Annotated in this window: 15 protein-coding genes; all 15 read left to right on the plus strand. The window is 69.1% G+C overall.

All coding sequences use genetic code 11. The annotated features are described in order from the left end of the window. Window positions 1-27: 27 nt before the first annotated feature. Window positions 28-2,217: a formylglycine-generating enzyme family protein gene (locus BLT45_RS03735; protein WP_093295349.1), complete on the plus strand. Its 2,190-nt coding sequence runs from the start codon at window positions 28-30 to the stop codon at window positions 2,215-2,217. Then, window positions 2,214-5,024, plus strand: coding sequence for a ThuA domain-containing protein (locus BLT45_RS03740; protein WP_093295352.1), 2,811 nt, complete (start codon window positions 2,214-2,216; stop codon window positions 5,022-5,024). Before BLT45_RS03735 ends, BLT45_RS03740 begins: the two co-directional genes overlap by 4 nt. Then, on the plus strand, window positions 5,021-6,847 hold the full coding sequence (locus BLT45_RS03745; protein WP_254771779.1) for a glycoside hydrolase family 127 protein: 1,827 nt from the start codon (window positions 5,021-5,023) through the stop codon (window positions 6,845-6,847). Before BLT45_RS03740 ends, BLT45_RS03745 begins: the two co-directional genes overlap by 4 nt. Before the next feature lie 121 nt (window positions 6,848-6,968). Beyond that, a complete protein-coding gene (locus tag BLT45_RS03750; RefSeq protein WP_093295355.1) occupies window positions 6,969-8,156 on the plus strand; it encodes a CaiB/BaiF CoA transferase family protein in 1,188 nt (395 codons plus the stop codon). A 120-nt stretch (window positions 8,157-8,276) separates the two neighbouring features. Beyond that, window positions 8,277-9,002, plus strand: coding sequence for a TorF family putative porin (locus tag BLT45_RS03755; RefSeq protein ID WP_254771780.1), 726 nt, complete (start codon window positions 8,277-8,279; stop codon window positions 9,000-9,002). 117 nt (window positions 9,003-9,119) lie between these two features. Beyond that, window positions 9,120-10,823, plus strand: coding sequence for a potassium-transporting ATPase subunit KdpA (gene kdpA / locus BLT45_RS03760; RefSeq protein WP_093295359.1), 1,704 nt, complete (start codon window positions 9,120-9,122; stop codon window positions 10,821-10,823). A 10-nt stretch (window positions 10,824-10,833) separates the two neighbouring features. Continuing rightward, window positions 10,834-12,894 carry a potassium-transporting ATPase subunit KdpB gene (gene kdpB, locus BLT45_RS03765; protein WP_093295361.1) on the plus strand — a complete coding sequence of 687 codons (2,061 nt, stop codon included), beginning with the start codon at window positions 10,834-10,836 and terminating at the stop codon, window positions 12,892-12,894. 9 nt (window positions 12,895-12,903) lie between these two features. After that, window positions 12,904-13,491, plus strand: coding sequence for a potassium-transporting ATPase subunit KdpC (gene kdpC / locus BLT45_RS03770; RefSeq protein ID WP_093295363.1), 588 nt, complete (start codon window positions 12,904-12,906; stop codon window positions 13,489-13,491). A 25-nt stretch (window positions 13,492-13,516) separates the two neighbouring features. Next, the gene (locus tag BLT45_RS03775) at window positions 13,517-16,162 is read left to right on the plus strand and encodes a sensor histidine kinase (RefSeq protein ID WP_093295365.1); all 2,646 of its coding nucleotides are present in this window, start codon (window positions 13,517-13,519) and stop codon (window positions 16,160-16,162) included. Then, window positions 16,159-16,881 (plus strand): response regulator, encoded by a 723-nt coding sequence (locus BLT45_RS03780; RefSeq protein ID WP_093295368.1) that lies wholly within the window; start codon window positions 16,159-16,161, stop codon window positions 16,879-16,881. Before BLT45_RS03775 ends, BLT45_RS03780 begins: the two co-directional genes overlap by 4 nt. A gap of 80 nt (window positions 16,882-16,961) precedes the next feature. After that, window positions 16,962-17,960 (plus strand): tRNA dihydrouridine(20/20a) synthase DusA, encoded by a 999-nt coding sequence (gene dusA / locus BLT45_RS03785; RefSeq protein ID WP_093295371.1) that lies wholly within the window; start codon window positions 16,962-16,964, stop codon window positions 17,958-17,960. 3 nt (window positions 17,961-17,963) lie between these two features. Next, complete coding sequence (locus BLT45_RS03790) at window positions 17,964-18,887, plus strand: arginine deiminase-related protein (protein WP_093295374.1); 924 nt, start codon at window positions 17,964-17,966, stop codon at window positions 18,885-18,887. A gap of 183 nt (window positions 18,888-19,070) precedes the next feature. Continuing rightward, on the plus strand, window positions 19,071-19,427 hold the full coding sequence (locus tag BLT45_RS03795) for a hypothetical protein (protein ID WP_254771781.1): 357 nt from the start codon (window positions 19,071-19,073) through the stop codon (window positions 19,425-19,427). A gap of 76 nt (window positions 19,428-19,503) precedes the next feature. Beyond that, window positions 19,504-20,190 carry a response regulator transcription factor gene (locus BLT45_RS03800; RefSeq protein ID WP_056879339.1) on the plus strand — a complete coding sequence of 229 codons (687 nt, stop codon included), beginning with the start codon at window positions 19,504-19,506 and terminating at the stop codon, window positions 20,188-20,190. Between the two features lie 29 nt (window positions 20,191-20,219). Continuing rightward, on the plus strand, window positions 20,220-21,671 hold the full coding sequence (locus tag BLT45_RS03805; protein ID WP_093295377.1) for an ATP-binding protein: 1,452 nt from the start codon (window positions 20,220-20,222) through the stop codon (window positions 21,669-21,671). Window positions 21,672-21,673 lie beyond the last annotated feature (2 nt).

The following is a 21,673-nucleotide window of genomic DNA, read 5'->3' on the forward strand; positions in this document are numbered from 1 at the left end:
CCATCGTCCTGATCCAAGATCTCCCCCATGAGCCTTCCCTCTTCTTCCGATTCCCACGATGCCGCCGGGCATGACGACGCGCCGCACGTGGTGAAGACCGAGTACAAGTTTTCGCACGTCACCACCCAGCGCTACCTGCCGACGCCGGGCAAGGCACCCGGCTGGCCGTTCGCCGATATCGGCCAATGGAAGATCGATGCCAATGCGTCGGCCGACGACTGGGTCGCCGAGCTCAAGGATTGGCGGCGCGAACACCTGACCCGCATCGGCTACGACGACGCCAACTACCGCCGGCCGGAACTGCAGTGGGCGCAGCGCAACTTCGTGCATGCGCAGGTGATGGTCGAGGACCGGTATCTCTACGATCCCGTCGCCGGCCGCTACACCGTCGACCGTTACCTCGATGATCTGGACGCGCGCTTCGGCGGCCTCGACAGCGTGCTGCTGTGGTGCGTGTATCCCAACATCGGCGTGGACGACCGCAACCAGTTCGACCTGGCGCGCAGCCTGCCCGGCGGACTCGAGGCCCTGCGCGGCGCCGTCGACGATTTCCACCGTCGTGGCGTGCGCGTGTTCCTCACCACCATGCCGTGGGACAACGGCACCCGCGACGAAGGCGGGCCGGACTGGCAGGCCATCGCGGAGATCGTCAAGGCGGTCGGTGCGGACGGCATCAATGGCGACACCTACAACGGCGTGCCGCGCGCGTTCTTCGACGCGTGCGACGCGCTCGGCCATCCGGTGGTCGTACAGCCGGAGTCCACGATCAGCGCCGAGGAGCACCTGATCTGGAACGTGCAGAGCTGGGGCAAGAAGGCGCCGAACGAAGTCGTGCCGCCGGTGGCGAAGTTCAAGTGGCTGGAACCGCGCCACATGATCAACTACGAGAACCGCTGGGGCCGCGACCGCAACCACGATCTGCAGTACATCTTCTTCAATGGCGTGGGCTACAACGCGTGGGAGAACGTGTGGGGCCTGTGGAACCAGCTGACCCCGCGCGATGCGGAATCGCTGCGCCGGATCGCCGCGATCTACCGCCGCTTCCCGTCGCTGTTCGTCAGCCTGGACTGGCGCCCGTACGAACGCACGCTGCAGGCGGGCATCTTCGCCAGCCGCTTCCCGGGCGAGTGGCGCATGCTGTGGACCCTGGTCAACCGCCACGAGTATCCGATCGAAGGCGAACAGCTTGCCGTGCCGCATGTCGAAGGCACGCGATACTTCGATCTGTGGAACGGCACGCCACTGCAACCGCGCATCATCGACGGCCAGGCGATCCTCGAGACCACGCTGGAAGGCCGGGGCTTCGGCGCGCTGTTGGCGTCGCGCGGGGAGACGGACGAAGAAGGCCTCGATGCATTTCTCGCCCAGATGGCCGAGCGTGCCGCCACATCGCTGTCTTCGCTGTCAGCCAAATGGACCGCATTGCCGCAGACCCTGCAGGCGATCGCTCCGACGGCGCCGCAGGCCACCGCGCCCGAGGGCATGGTGACGATTCCTGCTGGCGAGTTTCTGTTCGCCGTGCAGGGCATCGAGATCGAAGGGCAGGTGTGGGAGGGCGTGGACGTGCAGTACCCGTGGGAACCCACGGCGCGTCGCCACCATCGCCGTCGCATGCAGGTCGCCGCCTTCCACATCGATCGCCACCCTGTGACGAACGCGCAGTTCAAGGCCTTCATCGACGCGACGTCGTATGCCCCGCAGGATGCGCAGCATTTCCTGCGCGACTGGCGCAACGGCGCGCCGCAGGCGGGGTGGGAACACAAGCCCGTTACCTGGGTGTCGCTGGAAGACGCACGCGCCTACGCGGCGTGGGCGTGCAAGCGCCTGCCGCATGGCTGGGAATGGCAGTACGCGGCGCAGGGCACCGATGGCCGGCTGTATCCATGGGGCGATGCCTGGCGCGACGACGCCGCACCGCCGGTGTTCCGCGGCCGCACCTTGCCGCCGCCGGCCGACGTGGGCGCGCATCCTATGGGTGCGAGTCCGTTCGGCGTGATGGATCTGGTGGGTCACGTCTGGCAGTGGACCGACGAGTTCCACGATGAGCACACGCGCGCCGCCGTCGTGCGCGGCGGCAGCGATTATGAGCCGCGCACCTCGCACTGGTATTTCCCGCAGGCCAAGCGGTTGGACCAGCACGGCAAGCTGCTGCTGATGGCGCCGGGCAAGGACCGCTCCGGGCGTATCGGCTTCCGTTGCGTGGTGGACGCGGCGTGAACCTGCGCGGGCGCGCATCCGAGCGGTCGCGCGCCTGCCGTTGGGCGCTGCTGCTCGTGCTTGCGTGCGTGCTGGCCGCCTGTGGTGCGGATGCGCCGAAGATCGTCGTGCTTATCGGCGGGCCCGCCAGCGAAGGTCCTGGGCGGCACGCGTATCCCGAAGGCATCCGCCAGCTGCAGGCGATGCTGGAACAGGACGCGCCGGGCCGCGTCAGCGTGAAGGCTTATCCCGACGGTTGGCCGAGCGATCCGACCGCGCTCGCGCGGGCCGATGCGGTGGTTCTGTATTTCGATGGCCTGGACAAGCATCCGCTACGTGATCCTGCGCATCGCGCCGTCTTCGATGCCGCCATGCAGCGGGGTGCCGGCGTCGTCGCGCTGCACCAGGCCTCGACGGTGCCGGAGGGCGACGACTTCGGCTTGGCGCGCTGGCTGGGTGCGGTGCGCGTCGGCACGTTCGACCGCACCACGCAGTGGACGATGCTGGAGCCGGCCACGCATCCGATCACGGCGGGCATGATGCCGTTCGCCTACCGCGACGAGTTCTATCCCACTTTCCGCGGCACCGGCGCGCGAACGCCCTTGCTGCAGGCGGTGCTGCACCCGCAGTTCCGCGACGGCCAGCCGGTGCTGGACGACATCGCCGAACGCACCGACGTGGCCTGGGCCCACGAGCGCGCCGACGGCGGCCGCGGCGTCGTTTTCAGCGGTGCGCATTACCTCGAGACGCTCGCGCAGCCGGCGGTACGCCGCCTGCTGCTCAACGCCATCCTGTGGACGGCGCATGCCGAGGTGGTGGATGCGCCCGTAGCGTCGTCCACGCTCGCCGCGCCTGCCGCAACCGGCGAGCCGGGCCAGGTGCGCCGCGCCACCTTCCATGCCGATGCCGCGCGCACCGGCTGGCGTCGCGACGAATCGGTGCTGACACCGGCGGTGGTCGGCGCAAAGGATTTCGGCCTCGTGTGGGAGTCGCCGCCGCTCGATGCCGACAACGGCAGCGAGGCACGCCTCTATGCATCGCCGCTGTATGTCGACCGGCTGGCGATCACCGCCGGTCCGCAGACCGGCGAGCGCTTCGACGTGGTCATCGCGGCCAGCAACAACGGCCATGTCTACGCCATCAATGCCTCGCGCCAGGGCGACGTGGCACCGGGACGTATCTTGTGGAAGACGCGGCTCGGCGAACCCTGCCGCTTGCAACCCGCGCCGCTCGACGGCGTGCCCACCGGCATCCTCAGCACGCCCGTCGTCGACGTGGCGCAGGGCCGGCTGTACGTCACCCATTGCGATCCCGAGCATCGCTGGCGCGCGTACGCGCTCGACCTGGGCAGCGGCCGCGTGCTGCCGGGCTGGCCGGTGACGCTGGACGAGGCCACGTTCAACCGCCTCAATGCCAACGCAGGCCCGTCCCGCGTGCCGCCGAAGCGCAAGTTCGATTTCCGCGTGCAACGTGGCGCGTTGAACCTCAGTCCCGACGGCTCGCAGCTCTACGTCGTGTTCGGCGAATCCGAGACCGGCTGGATCGCCGCGGTCGATACGCGCTCGCCACGCGTCAGTGGCGCGTTCGCCGCCGTCGCCATGCCGCACCGAGGCAGTGGCGGCATCTGGGGCGCAGGCGGTCCCGCCGTCGATGCGAAAGGCAATGTCTACGTCGTCACCGGCAGCGGCTTCGGCGGCTACCAGGACGCGGACGGCGACTGGGCGCAATCGGTGCTGAAGCTGGCGTCGACGGCGCAGGGTGGCCTCGCGCTGCGCGGCACGTACACGCCGTTCAACTACTGCACCAGCGCCGAGCGGGATATCGATCTGGGCTCCGGTGGCGTTGCGCTGTTCCCCGCGGATGCCGCAGACGGTACACGCAAGCTGATGACGGTCGGCGGCAAGCAGGGCAATGTCTATCTGCTCGACCGCGAGCGCCTGCCCGGCAGGCTCGACCGGCGTCCGCCGTGCAGCACCGATGCGGCCAGCGACGGGTCGTTGCTCGCGCCGACACCGCAACGACCGTTCGGCACGCGTGGGCCCCTCAACGTGTTCGGACCGTATTCCGAGGATGATGCTGCGCTGGATCTTGCCCGCGCGCGCTCGGTGCCTGCCGTGTTCAGCGCCGCGGACGGCACCGCGTATGTCTTCGTCACCGGCAATACCAAGCAGGCCCCTGGTTCGTCGACCAGCATCGCGCCTTCGGTGGTGCGCCTGCGGGTGGACCGGTCCGCGCCCGACGCACCGTTCCTGCGCGTCGACAAGGTGCATCCTTCCCTGGTGCTCGGTAACCCCGGTTCGCCGGTGGTGACCAGTCGCGGCGCCGAGGATGCGCTGGTCTGGATCCTCGACGAGAACGCGCCGCGCTCCGCCTCGCTGCACGGCGCCGATGCGCCGCGGCCGGTGCTGTATGCGTTGGATGCGCGATCGCTCGACATCGTGTGGCAGAGCGCCCCGGGCGAGCTGTTCACCAGCGGCAAGTACAACGAACCGGCATTCGGCGGCGGCCAGGTCTTCGTCGGCACCGACCGCATCCAGGCGTTCGGTCGGGGCGGCAAGCGCATCACCGATCGCGTGCCCGTGGCCACCGCAACGCAGGAGGCAGCGGTCGATGCGCGCCTGGTCGGCGTGCCGGCCGCCACCTTGTACACGCAGCGCTGCGCCGCCTGCCACGATCATCCGCAAGGCAATATTCCCCCTCGCGCGGTGATCGCCGCGCGCCCCCACCCCCGCATCGTCGATGCGCTCAGCCGCGGCGTGATGCGTCCGCATGCGGCCGGCCTGAGTGCGCAGCAGATCGACGACCTGGCCAGGTATCTCAAGCAATGACCCCGCACCACATTCACCTGCAAGGCGTCCTCGGCGAGGCACTCGATGCCAACCTGCGCGGCCGCCTGTCGCACTTCATCACCGCGCCCGACAGTCCGGCCATCGTGCTGTTCTCGCCGGAGCACCGCGCGCGCAACACCGAAGGCGATTGGTACGGCGAACACGCGGGCAAGTGGCTCTCGGCCGCGGCCCGTGCTTTCGTCCGCAGCGACGATGCGACGCTGGGTGCGCATCTGCGCGAAGTGGCCGACTACCTGCTCTCCGTACAGGAAGCCGATGGGTACCTGGGTACCTACGCCGACGCGCGCCGCTTCCTCCACCCCCAGCCGCCGCAGCCGCCGAGCTGGGATGGCGCGCCGACGCTGCGCACCTGGGACATCTGGGTGCACGCCTACCTGATCCTCGGCCTGGTCGAAACCGCGCGTGCCTTGCACGATCCGCGTTACACGCAGGCGGCCGAACGCATCGCCGACCTGTGCGCACAGGCACTGGCCTCGGGCATCGATATCACCACACTCGGCAACCATCACGGCATGTCGGCCACCGTGCTGATGGATGCGGCTTTGGAGCTGCATGAGGAGACCGGCGAGCCGCGCTTCCTCGCGCTGGCTCGCCAGGTGCTGGCGCAGGCCAACGCGCACCCCGCGCTGCGCCTGCTGCCCGCGCTGGACGCCGGCGCCGACGCCTCCGAGATCGCCACCGGCAAGGCGTACCAGCTGCTGTGGAACCTGGTCGCGCTGGTGAAGCTGTGCCGCGTCAGCGGCGACGCCGGCCTGCGCGACACGCTGGAGCGCATCTGGCAGAACATCCGCGAACACCACCTGACCCTGGGCGGTGGCCCGTGGGGTGGCGTGGCGCACCGCTCGCGCGAAGTGTTCAACGCGCGCGGCAGCTTCAGCCCGAACGCCTACGTGGAAACCTGCTCGCTGCTGTCGTGGATCCAGTTCAACCGCGAGCTGCTGCGGCTGACCGGTGAGGCGCGCTTCGCCGAAGAGATCGAGCGCACCGCCTACAACGACCTGCTTGGCGCACAGGCGCCGGATGGTGAGGACTGGTGCTACTACTCCTTCCCCAACGGAAAGCGCGTGCACACCACCTATTGGCGCTGCTGCAAGTCCAGCGGCGCGATGGCGGTGGAGGAACTGCCGGCGCTGGCCTATGCCGTCGACGGCGAGGCGGTCCGGGTGCAGCTGTACGGTCCGGGCGAAGCGCGCCTGGCGCATCCGCAGGCCGGGACGTTGGTGCTGCGCCAGCACACCGGTTATCCGTTCGACGGCGAGGTGTCGCTGGACGTGCGCCCCGAACATGAAGCCACCTTCGACCTGCGCCTGCGCATCCCGTCCTGGGCGGAAGGGGCCACGGTATCGGTCAATGGCGAGCCGGTGGATGCCACGGTGGTGCCCGGCACGTTCCTGAATCTGCGGCGGCTGTGGCGGCGAGACGACCACGTGCAGCTCGCGTTCCCGCTGCGGCCGACGCTGCACCGGCAGGTGCTGCGCAACGTGCAGGAGTCGCGCGCGCCGGATGGGTCGACGGTCCACCAGCAGGTGTTGGACCTGCACTATGTGGGCCTCACCCGCGGCGCGCTGGCGTATGCCACCGACCTGATCGACGGCTTCAAGACGGAAGAAACCGTCCGTCTGCCCGACGGCCCGCAGGACGACTGGCTGCAGGTGTTGCCGGTGACCGACGGCGAAGAGGGCGCGGCCATTTCGCTGCAGCCCGCGAGCCGGCCGCCGCTGCTGTTCTGGCCGTACTACCGGGCCGGTGGTCGCCACGACGGGGCCTGGCGGTTGACCTGGCTGTCGCTGCCGCCGCCATGACCACCCGCGCGCTCGCAAGAATTTGTGGCAGCAGAAGCTACGGCCGCTGGCTGTATCCCGTCCGCCACGTGGCACAGACTGGCCATCGCCGCTGCGGCGGCGACTGAAGGAGCCCCTTTCCATGGACAACACGTCTCCCTTCCGTTCGCGCCAGCGCACCGGGCCGGCCGGGCCGCTGAGCGGGGTCAAGGTGCTGGACCTGAGCGCGTACATCGCCGGCCCCTACGGCTGCACGCTGCTGGCCGACCAGGGCGCCGACGTCATCAAGGTCGAGCCGCCCGATGGCGACAACCTGCGCCAGTACCCGTCCACGCTGGAGCGCGAGAGCCGCGCCTTCCTCGGCGTGAACCGCAGCAAGCAGGGCATCGCGCTGGACCTCAAGCAGGCGGCCGACCACGCCGCCCTGCTGCGCCTGGTGCGCGAGGCCGACGTGCTGGTGCACAACTTCCGTCCCAGCGTGCCGAAGCGGCTGGGCATCGATTTCGACAGCCTGACCATGATCAACCCGCGCCTGATCTACTGCGCGGTGACCGGCTACGGCGAGACCGGCCCGATGAAGGACAAGGCCGGTTACGACCAGGTGCTGCAGACCATGACCGGCATGTGCACGCTGCAGGGCAAGCGCGGTGGCGCGCCGGAAATCATTTACGGTTCAGTGGTGGACTACTACGCCGCGGCGCTGCTGGCCGCCGGCGTGTCGTCGGCGCTGTACGAACGCGAACGCAGCGGGCGCGGCCAGTTCGTCGGGGTATCGCTGCTGCGCAGCGCGCTCACCATGCAGTCGGCGCGGATGATCTGGGCCGAAGGCGAGGCGCTCGACATCGGCCGCGACATGCGCTCCGGCGGCGTCACCGGCATCCACCCGGCGCGCGAAGGCTATCTGTACCTGTCCGCCAACACCCCGCGGTTCTGGAAGGCGCTGTGCCGGCTGACCGGCCTGGATGCGCTGGCCGACGACGCGCGCTACGACAGCGTGCGCAAGCGCGCCGAACATGCCGCGGAGATCGTGCCGCAGTTGCACGCCGCGCTGCAGGCGCGCTCCGCGACGGAGTGGGAAGCGCATTTCGGCGATGAAGTGCCCTGCGCGGCCGCGCGCCGCGTGGAGGACATGTTCGAGCATCCGCAGGTCCTCGCCGAGGACATGGTGGCCGAGATCGCGCATCCGGTGGTCGGCAGCTACCGCGGCGTCACCCGGCCGATCGCCTTCGGGCGCACGCCCGGGCCGGCGCCGTTCGCCGCGCCCGTGTTCGACCAGGATGCGGAGCACGTGCTCGGTACGTCCCCGTCGCAGGCGCGCAGCGCAGGCTAAGCCGGGACGCGCGGCTTTACGCCGAATTTACGGCGGTGCGCGGGAAGCGCATGGCGGCTTTACGCGGGGCAGGACCAGACTTTCGCGGTCGGCGGAACTCCTCCCGCCAGGATCGCACCCATGTCTTCCTCTTCGTTCCTCCTGCGCGGGCCGATGCCTGCGCGTCGCGCCGTTTCCACCGTCGCCACCGGCCTGCTGCTGGCCACGGCGTGCACCGCGCACGCCGCCACGTTCAACGGATCCGGTGCGCTCACCACCGATTACGTCTGGCGTGGCACCACCCAGACCCAGGGCGACCCGGCCGTGCAGGCGGGCTTCAGGGCGACGGCCGAGAATGGTGTCTATGGTTCCATCTGGGGCTCGAACGTCGAGTTCGCCCCGGAGACCCAGGCCAGCAGTGAGTTGGACGCCACCGTGGGCTGGAGCGGCGCGCTGTCCGATGACTGGGCGCTCGACGTCAACCTGACCCATTACCGCTACCCGTCCGCCACCGTCGACCTCAACTGGACCGAGGCCATCGGCACGCTGACCTGGAAGCAGAACTACTGGGCACAGCTGGGTTACTCCACCGAAGCGCTCGCGACGGACGAAGCCGGTGCCTACGCTCAGCTCGGCGCGAAGATTCCGCTGGGCGAGCAGGTCCGCCTCGAAGCCGCCGCCGGCTACTACTGGCTGGACGATGCCTACGACGACAGCTACGCACACGCGCAACTGGGTGCGGTGTGGGTGTTCAAGGCCCCGTTCGAGTTGCGCGTCACCGCGCACGCCACCGACAGCAGCGCCAAGACGCTGTTCCCGGGTCTGGCAGGTTCGCGCGTGGAAGCGGCACTGCAGGCCGCGTTCTGATCGCCATGTTCACCGACTTCCTCCACCTGTCGTTGTCGCTCGTCGGCGTCGTTGCCGGCGCCGGCCTGATGTTCCTGCTGATCACGCGGCGCGCACGCGCGCCGATGGACGACTCCCATGACTGAATTCCTTCTTGTATTCGCGCTGGCCATCGCGCTGGGCTGGCCGCTGGGCCGCTACCTGGCGGCGGTGATGCGCGGTGCTCCGATGGGGGGCGACCGGCTGTTCGGCTGGATCGAACGCCTCCTCTACCGCCTGCTCGGCGTCGATCCCGCGCAAGGCATGGGCTGGAAGGCCTATGCCATCGCCTTCCTCGCCAGCAACCTCGTCGTCGGCGTACTGGCCTGGATCGTCTTCATGACCCAGGCGTGGCTGCCGCTCAATCCCAACGACGCGCCCAACATGCGCTGGGACTTGGCGCTGCACACCATGGTGTCGTTCCTCACCAACACCAACCAGCAGCACTACTCGGGTCAGGCGCAGTTGTCGCACCTGGCGCAGATGACCGGCATCGTCGGCCTCCAGGTCATCACGCCGATGATGGGTCTGGCGTTGGTGGCGGCGACGTTGCGCGGCATGTTCGGGGGACGCAATCAGAGCGCCCTTGCGAAGAGCACGGGCGGCGACGCGGATGTCGGCAACTACTGGGCCGACGTGATCCGTCCCACCGTGCGCTTCCTGCTGCCGCTGTGCCTGGTCTGGTCGCTGGCGCTGACCTGGCAGGGCGTGCCGGCGACGCTGCAGGGCGGCCCGTTCGCCACGCCGATCGACGCGAGCGCGCAGATGGCGGAGCAGAAGATCGCCGTCGGCCCGGTCGCGCCGATGGTCGCGGTGAAGCAGCTCGGCACCAACGGCGGTGGCTGGTACGGCCCCAACAGCGCGGTGCCGCTGGAAAATCCGACGCCGTTCTCCAACCTGCTGGAAACGCTGGCCATCATCCTGATCCCGGTCAGCATCGCCTTCATGGTGGGCGGCTTCACCGGCCGCAAGAAGTTCACCGCATTGGTGTTCGGCACCATGCTGACGATGTCGGTGATCTCGACCGGCGCGTCGCTCTGGTCCGAAAGCCTCTCCGGTACGTCCAACGACATCGCGCTGATGGAAGGCAAGGAAGTGCGCTTCGGTGACGCGCCGTCCGCGCTGTGGGCCGCGGTGACCACGCAGACGTCGAACGGTTCGGTCAACGCCATGCACGACTCGCTGGCGCCGCTGACCGGCCTGGTGACGCTCAGCAACATGCTGGTGAACAGTATCTGGGGCGGCATCGGCTGCGGCCTGCAACAATTTCTCGTCTACCTGCTGCTCAGCGTGTTCCTCGCCGGTCTGATGACCGGCCGCACGCCCGAACTGTTCGGCCGCAAGATCGAAGCGCATGAAGTGAAGCTGCTGGCCGCGCTCGTGCTGCTGCAGCCGCTGGCGCTGTTGGCCTTCACGGCGATTACCTTGGCCGTGCCGTCGATCACCGGCAACTCCAATCCGGCGTTCCACGGCATCAGCCAGGTGTTCTACGAGTACACCTCGGCCTTCGCCAACAACGGTTCCGGTTTCGAAGGCCTCGGCGATGCGACTTATTGGTGGAACCTCAGCACCACGCTGATGCTGCTGCTCGGCCGCTACCCTGCGCTGATCATCCCGCTGGCCATCGCCGCCTCGCTCGCGCGCAAGCGCGCCGCGCCCGAAGGCCCCGGCACCCTCCAGGTGGAAACCCCGACTTTCGCGCTCACCCTGATCGCCGTGGTTGTCATCCTGACCCTGCTGCAGTTCATGCCCGTGCTGGTCCTCGGCCCGATCGCCGACCACCTGTCCCTGAGCGCGCTCTGAGAACACCGACATGACTTCTACTTCCTCCCGCTCCGCCGGCCGTGCGCCGGCCCTGCTCGACAGCGCGGGCTTCCGCGCTGCCGTCATCGGCTCCTTCACCAAGCTGGCCCCGCAGCACGCCTTCAAGAACCCGGTCATGGCCGTGGTATGGCTGGGCACGCTGCTGACCGCTGGCCTTACCCTGGCCGGCACCACCACGCCGGGCATCGGATGGTCGGTGACCGTGCTGCTGTTCGTCACCGTGCTGTTCGCCAACTTCGCCGAAGCCGTTGCCGAAGCGCGCGGCCGTGGCCAGGCCGCCTCGCTGCGGCGCGCGCGGAAGGACCTGGTCGCGCGTCGCGTCGACACACCGCTCGGCGGCACCGAGCGGCGCCTGCCCGCGGCGGAACTGAAGGCGGGCGACTACGTCATCGTCTCGGCGGGTGAGCAGATTCCCGCGGATGGCGAGATCGTCAAGGGCCTGGCCACGATCAACGAATCCGCCGTCACCGGCGAATCCGCCCCCGTGCTGCGCGAAGCCGGCACCGACCGCAGCGGCGTGATCGGCGGCACCAAGGTGCTGTCCGACGAGATCGTGGTGAAGATCACCGCCGAGCCCGGGCACAGCTTTCTCGACAGGATGATCGCGCTGGTCGAAGGCGCCAACCGGCAGAAGACGCCGAACGAGATCGCGCTTGGCCTGCTGCTGCTGACGATGACGCTGACCTTCCTGATCGTCGTGGTCTCGCTGCCCTTCATCGCGGGCTTCGTGGGCGCGAAGCTCGATCCGCTGCTGCTGGTCGCGCTGCTGGTCTGCCTGATCCCGACCACCATCGGCGGCCTGCTGCCGGCCATCGGCATTGCCGGCATGAACCGCGCGCTGGCCGCCAACGTGCTGGCCAAGTCGGGCAAGGCGGTGGAAGTGGCCGGCGACGTCGATGTGCTGCTGCTCGACAAGACCGGCACCATCACCCACGGCGACCGCCAGGCCACGCTGTTCCATCCGCTGGCCGGCGTCGACCGCGAACAGCTGCGCGATGCGGCGATGCTGGCCTCGCTGGCCGACCCCACGCCGGAAGGCAAGTCCATCGTGCGCCTGGCGCGCGAGCAGGGTGCAACGCTTGACGAACCGGCGCGGGCGCAATTCATCGCCTTCACCGCGCAGACCCGCATGTCCGGCGTGGACCTGCCGGACGACGGCCGCGGCCACGCGCGCGTCATCCGAAAGGGTGCGTCGGACGCGATCCTCGCGCATGTGCAGGCCAGCGGTGGCAGCGCGCCCGCCGAACTCGCCGCGCGTGTCGAGCAGGTTGCCCGGAACGGTGCTACGCCGCTGGTGGTCAGCGACGGCAACCACGTGCTCGGCGTGGTCGAACTCTCCGACGTGGTCAAGCACGGCATCAAGGAAAAGTTCGCCCATATGCGCGCCATGGGCATCCGCACGGTGATGATCACCGGCGACAACCCGCTGACCGCCGCCGCCATCGCCGCCGAAGCCGGCGTGGACGACTACATCGCCGAGGCGCGCCCGGAAGACAAGTTGGCGCGCATCCGCCAGGAACAGGCCGGTGGCCGCCTCGTCGCGATGGTCGGCGATGGTACCAACGACGCGCCTGCGCTGGCGCAGGCCGATGTGGGCCTTGCGATGAACTCCGGCACGCAGGCGGCGAAGGAAGCCGGCAACATGGTCGACCTCGATTCCGACCCGGCCAAGCTGTTGGAAGTGGTCGAAGTCGGCAAGCAGCAGCTGATCACGCGCGGCGCGCTGACCACGTTCTCGCTGGCCAACGACGTGTCGAAGTACTTCGCGATCCTGCCGGCGCTGTTCGCCGCCGCCATCCCGTCGATGGGCGCGTTGAACGTGATGCAGCTGTCCAGCCCGACCAACGCGGTGCTGGCGGCACTCATCTTCAACGCCATCATCATCCCGCTGCTGATCCCGCTGGCGTTGCGCGGCGTGCGCTTCCGCCCGGCCGGCGCCACCGCGCTGCTGCGCCGGAACATGCTGGTCTACGGCGTGGGCGGCGTGCTGCTGCCGTTCGCCGCGATCAAGCTCATCGACCTGTTGCTGGCCGCCGTCATCGGCGCCTGAGGAGTTTCCATGAACGTTTCAACGACTGCTTCCACGCCGGTATGGCGCACCTCGCTGATGCTGGCGCTGGTCACGTTGCTCGGCTTCGGCCTGTTGTACTCGTTGGCCGGCGCGGGGCTGGGCCGGGTGCTGTTCCCGCACCAGGCCACCGGCAGCCTGCTCGAACGCGACGGCCAGGTGATCGGCTCTTCGCTGGTCGCGCAGCCCTTCGCCGATGATCGCTACTTCCAGTCGCGCCCGTCCGCCGCGAAATACGACGTGATGACGCTGGCCGGCAGCAACCAGGCCCGCACCAATCCGGACCTGCGCAGCCGCATCGACGAGGCGCGCACCGCCGTCGCCACGCGCGAAGGCGTAGCGCCCGATGCGGTCCCCGGGGATCTGGTCACCCAGTCCGGCGGTGGCATCGATCCGCATCTGTCGCCGGCCGCCATCCAGATCCAGGTCGCCCGTGTCGCTCGCGTCCGCGGGTTGCCGGTGGGCGAGGTCGAACGCCTTGTCGCCGCGCACACCGAGGCGCCGCAATTCGGCCTGCTCGGTGCGCCGCGTATCAACGTGCTCGCGTTGAACCTGGCGTTGGATGCGCAGGCGCACTGAGCCATCCAACGCGCACAATAGGCCCATGACCGACGCCCGCGAACGCCAGGCTGATGCCCTGATTGACCACCTGCAGCGCGAGCAGGGCGGGCGGCTGACCATCTTCCTGGGAGCGGCGCCGGGGGTCGGCAAGACCTACACCATGCTGTCGCGGGCGCGCGAACTGCGCCGGCAGGGCAGGGATGTCGTGGTCGGCATCGTCGAAACGCACGGGCGCGGCGAGACCGCCGCGCTGACCGAAGGGTTGGACATCCTGCCGCGCAAGCGCGTGGCCTACCAGGGCCGCTGGCTGGAAGAGATGGACCTGGACGCGCTGCTGGCGCGCCGCCCGCAGATCGCGCTGGTGGATGAGCTGGCCCACCGGAACGCGCCCGGCAGCCGCCATGAACGGCGCTGGCAGGACGTGATCGAACTGCTCGATGCCGGCATCGACGTCCACACCACGATCAACATCCAGCATCTGGAAAGCCTCAACGACGTCGTGCATCGGATCACCGGCGTGCGCGTCAGTGAGACCGTGCCGGACGCCGTGTTCGACCGCCTGCGCGACATCGTGCTGGTGGACCTGCCGCCGCGCGAATTGATCGAACGCCTGCACCAGGGCAAGGTCTACCTGCCGGAACAGGCGGCGCAGGCGCTGCAGGCGTTCTTTTCGCCCTCCAACCTGATCGCGTTGCGCGAACTGGCCATGCAGACGGCCGCCGACCGCGTCGACGCCGACCTGCGCGAAGACCAGGCCGCGCGCGGCCTGCCGGGTATGCCGCTGCGACGGCGCGTATTGGTGGCCATCGACGGCCGCGGCCAGTCCGAGTACCTGGTGCGCGCGGCGCGGCGCATCGCCGAGCGGCGCGATGCGCCGTGGAGCGTGGTGACCGTGCAGGTATCGGACACGGTGGACGATGCGCAGCAGCGCGAGATCGACCAGGCCTTCGCGCTGGCGCGCCGGCTGGGCGCGGACACCGAAGTGCTGCGGGGCGCGCGCATTCCCGATGCGCTGCTCGACCACGCCACCCAGAGCGGTGCATCGACGCTGGTACTGGGGCGCACGCGCGAGCGGCCGTTCGCGCGCATGATCAACCGCACGCTGACGCAGCAGATCCTGCAGCGCGGCGCGCATTACGAGCTGGTCATCATCAGCACACCGGAAGCGCGTGCACGTGCGCGTCGCGGCTATACCGGCCTGGGCGGCTGGTTGGAGCGGAATGAGCTGGCGTTCGCGGCGGTGGCTTCGTTGCTGGCGATCGGCGTAGCGTGGCTGGCCGAACGCTGGGTGGGGCTGGAAGACCTGTCGATGGTGTTCATCGTCGCGGTGGTACTGGTGGCAGCGCGCACGCGCATGACGGCTGCGGTGGTCGCCGCGTTGTTGAGCTTCCTGGCCTACAACTTCTTCTTCATCGAGCCGCGCTTCACTTTCAACATCGGCGCGCGCCAGGGCGTCACCACCGTGTTCCTGTTCCTGGTGGCCGCGCTGGTCGCCGGGCGCCTGGCCTCGCGCCTGCGCATGCAGGTGGTGGCATTGCGGGCGGCCAATGCGCAGGCCACCGCCCTGCAGACGCTGGCGCGCGATCTGGCCGGCGCCGCCGACCTGGGGCAGGTGCTGGTCGCCGGGCGCAAGGCGTTGGAGCGCGCGCTGGCCGCCGATGCCTGGTTGCGCGTACAGGGGCGCGAAGAGCCCGCTGATGGCACGCCGAGCGAGATCGACCGTGCCGCCGCCGACTGGGCGCAGCAGCACGGCCAGCCCACCGGTCGCCACACCGATACGCTAGCGGGCGCGGGGCGCTGGTTCCTGCCGCTGCGCGGGGATCGCGGCAGCCTGGGCGTGCTGGGCCTGCGCTTCGATCACGACACGCGGCTGCTGCCGGAGCAGCGCCGCTTGGCCGAAGCGATGGCCGACGACATCGCACAGGCCGTGGTGCGCACGCGGCTGGTCGCCGAGCTGGAGGATGCGCGCGTCAGCGGCGAGACCGAGCGGCTGCGGTCGGCGCTGCTGTCGTCGGTCTCGCACGATCTGCGTTCGCCGCTGGCTTCGATGATCGGTTCGGCCAGCAGCCTGGCCAGCTACGGCCAGCAGATGGGGGAAGATGATCGGCGCAGCCTGCTGGACACCATCCAGCAGGAGGGCGAACGGCTGGACCGCTATATCCAGAACCTGCTCGACATGACCCGCCTCGGCCACCGTGGACTGACCCTCAATCGCGACTGGATCGGCGTGGACGAGCTGCTCGGCTCGGCGGTGTCGCGCCTGCAGCGCTACCAGCCCGGTGTGCGCGTGCAGACCTCGGTCGCCCTGGACGTGCCGACGATCTGGGTGCACCCGGCCTTGATCGAGCAGGCCGTGTTCAACGTGCTGGAGAACGCGGCGAAGTTTTCGCCGCCGGACGAACCGGTGCAGATCGACGCGAAGCTTGTGGACGGGGCGCTGCGCATCGATGTGCGCGATCGCGGCCCCGGCATACCGGAAGACGAGCGCGCGCGCATCTTCGACATGTTCTACAGCGTGGAACGCGGCGACCGCGGCCGCCACGGCACCGGGCTGGGCCTGGCCATCTGCCAGGGCATGGTGGGCGCCCATGGCGGCAGCGTGCAGGCGTTGCCCGGGCCCGATGGCCGCGGCACGGTGATCCGGATTACCCTGCCGCTGCTGACGCCCACGCCGCAGGAACCGGTTTGACCTACACCGCACCACCGCCCGCGTCCGCGCCGCCGGCGCGCATCCTGGTGATCGACGACGAGCCGCAGATTCGGCGTTTCCTCGATATCAGCCTGCGCGCGCAGGGCTACGTGGTGGCGCTGGCCGACAGCGGGCGCGCCGGCTTGGCGGAACTGGCTGCGCACGGCGCCGACCTCGTCGTGCTCGACATCGGCCTGCCGGATCTGGATGGCCACGGCGTGCTGCGCGAGCTGCGCCAGTGGTCGCAGGTGCCGGTGATCATGTTGACCGTGCGCGACGGCGAAGCCGAGAAGGTCGCCGCGCTCGATGGCGGTGCCAACGACTACGTCACCAAGCCCTTCGGCGTGCAGGAACTGATGGCGCGCATCCGCGGCCTGCTCCGCGCGCGCGTCGCCCATGCCAACGCCGCGATGGCCCTCTTCGACGACGGCCACCTGCACGTGGACCTGGGCCGCCGCGAAGTGACCCTGGACGGCGAACCGGTGGTGCTGAGCCGCAAGGAGTTCGCCCTGCTGGCGTTGCTGCTGCAGCACGCCGGCCGCGTGGTCACCCAGCCGCAGCTGCTGCGCGAACTCTGGGGCCCCACCCACCAGGACGACACCCACTACCTGCGCATCCTCGTCGGCAAACTGCGCCAGAAGCTGGGCGATGACGCGACAGCGCCGCGGTATATCGCGACGGAGCCGGGGGTGGGGCTGAGGTTCGTCGCGCGGGAGTGAGATGCGTCGCGCATCGCGACGAGGTCCTAGCGCGTTGTGCTGGAGTGGGGGCCGAAAAGGCGCCACGCTACAATACCCACATGACGTCCCCCCCGATTCCCCACGAAGCCCTGCGCCTGTCCGTTGCTCCGATGATGGACTGGACGGATACGCACTGCCGCGTGTTCCACCGGCTGCTGACGCCGAATGCGCGCCTGTACACCGAGATGGTGCATGCGCAGGCGGTGATCCATGGCGACCGCGACCGCCTGCTCGGTTTCGATGCCGGCGAACATCCGGTGGCGGTGCAGTTGGGAGGCAGCGAGCCCGCGCACTTGGCGCAGGCGGCGCATATCGCGCAGGAGTGGGGCTACGACGAGGTGAATCTCAACGTCGGCTGCCCGTCGGACCGCGTGCAGGCGGGGCGCTTCGGTGCCTGCCTGATGAAGGAGCCCGCGCTGGTGGCCGAGTGCGTGGCGGCAATGATCGATGCCGTCCGCATTCCGGTGACGGTGAAGTGCCGCCTGGGCGTGGATGAGCAGGAAGACTACGGCTTGTTCCGTGCCTTCATCGATACCGTGGCGGCGACCGGCTGCAACGTGTTCTTCGTGCATGCGCGCAAGGCGTGGCTGCAGGGGCTGTCGCCGAAGGAGAACCGCGAGATCCCGCCGTTGCGCTACGACTGGGCGTACCGGCTCAAGCGTGAGCGGCCGGAACTGACGGTGGCCATCAATGGCGGCATCACCACGACGGCGCAGGTGCACGAGCACCTGAAGCACGGCGATGGCGTGATGATCGGTCGTGCGGCCTATCACGAGCCCTACGTGTTGCACGAAATGCAGGCTGCCTTGTTCGGGGGTGAGGTTGCGACGCGCGCGGACCTGCTGCGCGCGTGGCGGCCCTACGTCGAAACGCAGCTCGCCAAGGGCGTGGCGCTGAAGCACCTGACCCGGCATGTGTTGGGGCTGTTCCACGCGCAGACGGGCGGGCGCGCGTTCCGGCAGATCCTCAGCGAAGGCGCGCACAGGCCCGGCGCGGACTGGTCGCTGGTGGAACAGGCGCTCGCGGCGACCACGCGCGAACTGCGGCCGGCGGCCTGACCCATGATCACGCGCGACATCGATGCCTTCATCGCCCGTGCGCGGACGCTCCCGGCCGACGCCGGACCGGCGACGGCACGTGCGGCGTTCCTGGTGTCGCCGGACGGCTTCGTGCGGGCCGAGCAGTCCGCGCAGGACAACCGGTACATGGCCGACGCCGGGGCGTTCGACGCCGATGCGGCGTTGCGCGAACACCATGCGCTGCATCGCGCGCTGTCGCAGGAACTGCCCGTGATCTGCTTCCCGGGCAGCGAGGCGACGCCGGATGCGGTGTTCCCGAACAACGTGTTCGCCACGGCATGCGTCGACGGCCAGCCGCGCCTGGTCGTCGGGCGCATGCGCCATCTCGTGCGCCAGCGCGAAGCGGAGCGGCCCGACATCCGCGGCTACTTCCGCGACGTCCTCGGCTACGCAGAGGCCGACCTGTCCAGCCAACCGCATCCCTGCGAGCTGACGGGCGCACTGGTCATCGACCGGTCGCACGGCATCGGCTTCTGCGGGCTGTCGGAGCGCTGCGACGAAGCCGGCGCCGCCCGCATGCACCACGCCTTCGGCCTGCGTGCCACCCTGATGTTCGACCTGGCCGCGGGCGAGTACCACACCAACGTGCTGCTCGCCGTATTGGCCGGCCGCGCCGCCCTGGTCTGCCCGCACGCGCTGCAGGGCGATGTGGTTTCCGCACTGCAGGCGCTGTATGGCCCGCATGTCGTGACGCTGTCGCCGGCCGAGCAAGCCGCCTTCGCCGGCAATGCGATCGCCCTGACGGATCGATCGGTATGGATGAGCCGACGGGCCCATGACCGCCTGGAGCCGGCGTCTCGGCGGCAGTTGGAGGAGGCGGCCGGCTTCGCCATCCGCAGCGTGCCGCTGGATGCCATCGAGGCCGGGGGTGGTTCGCTAAGGTGTTGTGTGGCCGAGATTTTCTGACTGTTCAGCTGGCTGAATGGGGCCCGTTGGGCTGTGGATAAATTCAGAACGGATTCACCGCCGCCGGCCAAGACTTTGCCTCCAGTCCACAGAGGCGGTTTCGGGTTCCGTTCAGTTTCGCGGCCCCGTATCCGTTACGATTCCGTTATGCGATTTCGTTCATCGACCCTTGCCGCCGTTGCCATGACGGCGCTCATCGTCCTGGCGGGCACCTCCGCGGTGCTGGCGCAGGACGACCAAGGCCGTCGCGACGCGCCCCCGTCGCGCGAACGCGGCCCCCAGCGTGCCGAAGATCGCGGCCATCGCAGTTCGATGTCCGACTCCGTGCGCCGCGTGCGCAACGAGACCGGCGGGCAGGTGCTGAGCGTCGAGCGCATGCAGTACGACGGCCGCGAGATCAACCGGGTGAAGTACGTCGACGATCGTGGCCGTGTTCGCACGATGGATGACGCGGGCCCCTCGCGCCGCGGCGGCAATGCGCCGTCGCGTCCGCGTGATGACGGCCAGCCTGCACGCGGCGATAACCCCCCGCGCCCGTAGTCTTACGTAGAATCACGGCTCAACACGAGCACGTCCCGCGCGGATATACGCCGCGCCGCATTCCCAAGGAGAGTCCATGCGTATCCTGCTGGTCGAAGACGAAGCCCCTCTGCGTGAAACCCTCGCCGCGCGCCTGAAGCGCGAAGGCTTCGCGGTGGATGCGGCCCAGGACGGCGAGGAAGGCCTCTACATGGGACGCGAGGTGCCGTTCGACGTTGGCATCATCGACCTGGGCCTGCCGAAGATGTCGGGCATGGAGTTGATCAAGGCGCTGCGTGACGAAGGCAAGAAGTTCCCCGTGCTGATCCTGACCGCGCGCAGCAGCTGGCAGGACAAGGTCGAGGGCCTGAAGCAGGGCGCCGACGACTATCTGGTCAAGCCGTTCCACGTCGAAGAGCTGCTGGCGCGCGTCAACGCGCTGCTGCGCCGCGCCGCCGGCTGGAGCAAGCCGACGCTCGAGTGCGGTCCGGTCGCGCTGGACCTCGCCGCGCAGACCGTGAGCGTCAACGGCAGCAACGTCGACCTGACCAGCTACGAGTACAAGGTGCTCGAGTACCTGATGATGCACGCCGGCGAACTGGTCTCGAAGGCAGACCTCACCGAGCACATCTACCAGCAGGATTTCGACCGCGATTCGAACGTGCTCGAAGTCTTCATCGGTCGCCTGCGCAAGAAGCTGGACCCGGAAGGCGAACTGAAGCCGATCGAAACCGTGCGCGGTCGCGGCTATCGCTTCGCCATCCCGCGTACCGGCGAGGCCTGATGCGCCGCGCCGGCATCGCCTGCACTTGAATGCCCGCGCCACCTTCCGGCGGTACGCCGCCCGCGCCCGTCGGCCGTGACCGGTTCGACGGCTGGCGCCCGCGCTCGCTGCGCGCGCGCCAGTTGCTGGCCGCCAGCCTGGCGCTGCTCGCCTTCCTCGCCCTCGCCGGCTATGCGCTGGACCGCGCGTTCGTCGATACCGCCGAAGACAATCTGCGCCAGCGACTGAAGAGCTATGCGCTCTACTACACCGACAAGGTGGAGTTCGGCCGCAACGGCACGCTGATCCCGCCCTACAACACGCCCGACCCGCGCTTCGACATGCCCGACAGCGGCATGTACGCGCAGGTGGTGCTGCAGGGCACCCCGCCGTGGGGCTCCAACTCCACGCTGGGGCCCGAACTCCCGGTACCGCAGCTGCTCGGTGCGCTCGACGAATCGTTCGAAGGTCCCTTGCCGATCCGTCGCGCCGACGGCACCGAGAGCGAGGCCTACCGTTACGGCGTGGGCTACGCCTGGCCCGCGACCCACCAGCACGGCGAAATCCCCTACAGCATCTACATCCTCGAGGACGCGCAGGCGCTGAGCGCGCAGATCCGCGTGTTCCGCGGTTCGCTGTGGGTGTATCTGGGCGGCGCCGGCGTGATCCTGCTGCTGTTGCAGATGCTGGTGTTGCGCTGGAGCCTGCGGCCGCTGCGGCGGGTGATCTTCGAACTCAGCCGCGTGCAGCGCGGCGAAGCCTCGGGCATGACCGAAAGCCATCCGCGCGAACTCGAACCGCTGACCGACAGCATCAACGCCTTTATCGAGAGCGAGCGCGAGAACCTGGAGCGGCAGCGCAACACGCTCGCCGACCTGGCCCACAGCCTGAAGACGCCGATCGCCGTGTTGCGCACCCAGATGGACAACAACGCCGATCCCACCGCGTTGCGCGAGGAAGTGGACGTGCAACTCAAGCGCATGAACAACCTGGTCTCGTACCAGCTGGCGCGCGCGGCTTCGAGTGGCCACAAGCTGTTCTCGGCACCGGTGCCGATCGAGCCGCATGCGGAAGAGATCGTGCGTGGCCTGGAGAAGGTCTACGCCGGCAAGGGCGTGATCTGCGAATTCGAGATCGATCCGCGCGCACGCTTCCACGGCGAGACGGGCGACCTGCAGGAGCTGATAGGCAACCTTCTGGAGAATGCGTTCAAGTGGGCGCGCTCGCGCGTGCTGCTCACGGTGAAGGTGGGCGCGACCGCGCCGCAGCGCCGGCCGGGGCTTTTCCTCGCGGTCGACGACGACGGCCCGGGCATCGCCGAGGACGATATCGCCAAGGTCCTGCAGCGTGGGGTACGCGGCGACGAACGCGTGCAGGGCCACGGCATCGGCCTGTCGATCGTGCAGGACCTGATCCGCGACTACCGCGGCGAACTGCAGGTGCTGCGTTCGGACGAACTCGGCGGCGCCCGATTCGAAGTCCGACTACCGCCGGGACTCTAGCG

Source organism: Pseudoxanthomonas sp. CF385, assembly GCF_900104255.1.
Classification (GTDB): Bacteria; Pseudomonadota; Gammaproteobacteria; order Xanthomonadales; family Xanthomonadaceae; genus Pseudoxanthomonas_A.